The organism is Pontibacter silvestris, from assembly GCF_020907275.1.
Taxonomy (GTDB): Bacteria; Bacteroidota; Bacteroidia; order Cytophagales; family Hymenobacteraceae; genus Pontibacter; species Pontibacter silvestris.
In genome coordinates, this window is the sequence record NZ_JAJJWI010000060.1 from 1 (window position 1) to 3,162 (window position 3,162).

General features: G+C 45.6%; 2 protein-coding genes. One reads left to right on the forward strand and one right to left on the reverse strand.

Annotated features, from left to right (window positions below; translation table 11 throughout):
* Positions 1 to 68: 68 nt before the first annotated feature.
* Complete coding sequence (locus LN995_RS21405) at positions 69 to 527, reverse strand: YhcH/YjgK/YiaL family protein (protein ID WP_229963135.1); 459 nt, start codon at positions 525 to 527, stop codon at positions 69 to 71.
* A 204-nt stretch (positions 528 to 731) separates the two neighbouring features.
* On the opposite strand from LN995_RS21405, the gene LN995_RS21410 reads away from it, so the two are divergent.
* Positions 732 to 3,131 (forward strand): endonuclease MutS2, encoded by a 2,400-nt coding sequence (locus LN995_RS21410; RefSeq protein WP_229963136.1) that lies wholly within the window; start codon positions 732 to 734, stop codon positions 3,129 to 3,131.
* The last annotated feature ends 31 nt before the right edge of the window (positions 3,132 to 3,162 follow it).

The following is a 3,162-nucleotide window of genomic DNA, read 5'->3' on the forward strand; positions in this document are numbered from 1 at the left end:
ATCATTACTCTTATAGAAGTACCTCATAATCTTACTATGCCTTTATTTGCATCTAAGAAGTAAGGCTCTTAGCCTGCCGCCTCTACCGCAATCTTCAATACCACTTTCCTTACACTTTCTTCCGTAGCCATGGCGGCATGTGCATCATCAGGGTAGAAGATGGTAAATAAACCGGCAGGTACGTCGAACCAGTTGCTGGTTTTATCTGGGAAGAAAGCGGCATCACGTTCTTCTGTATAAGGGTCGTTGGGTTCGCTGCAAATAGCCAAATCTTTCCAGCCCATGTGGTCGGTACCGGAGATCACGTACTGTATGTCTATGTACTTGCGGTGCACTTCCAGCTTCGCTGCTTTCTCAGGCACGCCTGTTCCTTCTGATATGATGGCAAATAAATCACGCCCTTCAATGGCTTGCTGGCCTATAGGTAAAGTAGTCAGGTCTGATTCCTGCAGGAATCGGAAAGCTTTCTCGAAAAGCGGGTGCAGACTGTAATAGCGGGATGCATTCTGTAGCTTGTCTAAGATCATATCTTTTATTTAAGAATTGAAAATTGTGAATTAAGGATTTGTTACTAGGCTGTTTTATTGTTTCTATAGCTTCTTTATGAGAAGGAGATGCGTGTTCTAATACCTGCTACGTGTATTGCAACATATGTCTACCAAAACGAACAAAACAGCCCTGTTTAGATGTTATATAAAAAGCGTAATTTTGCTACAAATTAGAAGATAACATTGATCTATCCAGAAAACTTTGAAATAAAAATTGGGTTTGCACAGGTGCGGGATATGCTGGCTGAGCTTTGTCTTAGTCCGTTGGGCCGCCAGTTTGTAAACCGTATGCAGTTTTTGGGCCGGCACGACCTGGTGCAGAAACTCCTAGAACAAACCGACGAATTTAAACAGCTGCTAGAGTCTGATGCAGAAATTCCGTTGCAGCATTATTTTGACGTAACTGCTTATCTTGACAGAGCCGCCATAGAGGGCACTTACCTGGATGTGCAGGGCTTTTACGAGATAAAGATGTCGTTGCGTACTATACGAGACTCGCTACGTTTTATATCAGGTGCAGAAGAAGGCAAATACGAAGCGCTTAAAGCATTAGGTGCTAATGTAACGGTAGAACGATCGCTGATTGCCGCTTTAGATAAAGTAGTAGATGACTCAGGAGCCGTTCGTGATGATGCTTCTCCTGAGTTGCAGCGCCTGAAGCGAGAGCTGATCTCACAGCAGGGCATTCTGCGCAGGCAGATTCAGTCTATCATAAAACATGCAAAAAATGAAGGCTGGACACCAGGTGATGTGGAACCAACCATACGTGGTGGCCGATTGGTAATACCAGTGCTGGCAGAACATAAGCGTCGTATTAAAGGTCTTATTCATGATGAGTCGAACACAGGGCAGACGGTGTATATAGAGCCGGAGTCTATCTTTGAACTCAATAACGATATTAAGGACCTGGAGAATGCTTACCACCGTGAGTTGGTGCGTATACTTATTGGGCTAACCAACACGCTACGCCACTTTATACCGGAGCTACGAAAAGCTTACCAATACCTGGGGCTGCTAGACTTTATAAGAGCGAAGGCTGCGTTTGCACGTCGTATAGAGGGTACAAAGCCGGTACTGCACAAGTATCCGCATATTAATTGGAAGCAGACGTTACACCCATTACTTTACCTGTCGAACAAGCAGGCCGGGAAAGCTACGGTGCCAATGGACTTATTGCTGAACCGTGAGCAGCGTATGCTGCTTATTTCAGGGCCTAATGCCGGTGGTAAATCCGTAACGCTCAAAACAGTAGGCCTGGTGCAGTACATGCTGCAATGCGGTATGCTAATACCTGCAGAAGACGGCTCAGAAGCAGGTGTTTTCCAGGATATTTTTATTGACATTGGCGATGAGCAGTCTATCGAAAACGACCTGAGTACTTATAGCTCCCACCTTACCAACATGAAAAAGTTTGTGACGGTGGCAGATAAGAACAGCCTGATACTGATAGACGAGTTTGGTACTGGTACTGAGCCTGTACTTGGTGGTGCCATAGCTGAGGCAGTGCTACAAAACCTGAACGACAGCAAAGTGTACGGTGTCATTACAACGCACTACACCAATTTGAAAAACTATGCTGAGAAAACTGAAGGTATTGTGAACGGAGCCATGCGGTACGATCATAAAAATCTGCAACCGCTTTACCAGCTGGAAATAGGAAAGCCTGGTTCATCTTTTGCCATCGAGATTGCCCGTAAGATCGGCTTGCCAAAGCATATTGTAGACAAGGCCAGTAGTCTGGTTGGTAAAGATAAAATCCGCTACGACCGCTTACTAGAGGAACTGGAGACTGAAAAACAGGAGCTGGAAAAGAAACTGCGTGAGGTAACAACTCAGGAACGTAAGCTTTCGAAGTCAGTGAAAGAGTATAACGACCTGAAGAACTTCCTGGAGGAGAGTAAGCAGGATATCATGCGAGAGGCCAAAGGCAAAGCGAAGCTGCTGCTGAAAGATGCCAATCAGAAGATTGAGTCTACGATACAGCAGATCAAGCAAAACCAGGCCGAGAAAGAGCAAACGAAGGAGGCCCGTAGAGAGCTTGAACACTTTGCCCAGGAAGTACGCAAAGAAGAACCTCGTCCTGCTTACAAGCGTGTAAACGGCGGGGGAGCTTTGAAAACCGGTGATAATGTGTCGCTGGTTGGGCAGGATTCAATTGGGCAGTTGGTAAGCATTAAAGGTAAAACAGCTGAAGTGTTGTTTGGCGGCCTGAAAACCATTGTAAAGGTAGATAACCTGGAAAGGATAGAAGGGCAGGTGCCGAAGCAGAAAAAAGCTAAGGCGGAAACAACTTCAGAAGGCTTTACCCGTGGCATGAATATTACACAACGTATGGCTGACTTTGCAAGCACCATTGATGTTAGAGGGGAATATGCCGAAAACGCTTTAACAAAAATAATGAACTTCACTGACGAAGCTATCATGCTGGGTATTCCTGAGATCAAGATTATCCATGGCAGAGGAAACGGCATACTGCGCCAAGTAGCACGGGACTATTTGTACTCTGTGCCGGAAGTAGCCAGTGTAAGCAACGAGGCTGAAGAAAGAGGCGGCGACGGTGCTACCTTAGCAGTGCTGAAATAATTGTTCTGGGCAATATCTCAAGAACTGTGTA

Coding starts and splice junctions, on each gene's coding strand:
- LN995_RS21405 (WP_229963135.1), bottom strand. CDS start 527: ATGATCTTAGACAAGCTACAGAATGCATCCCGCTATTACAGTCTGCAC.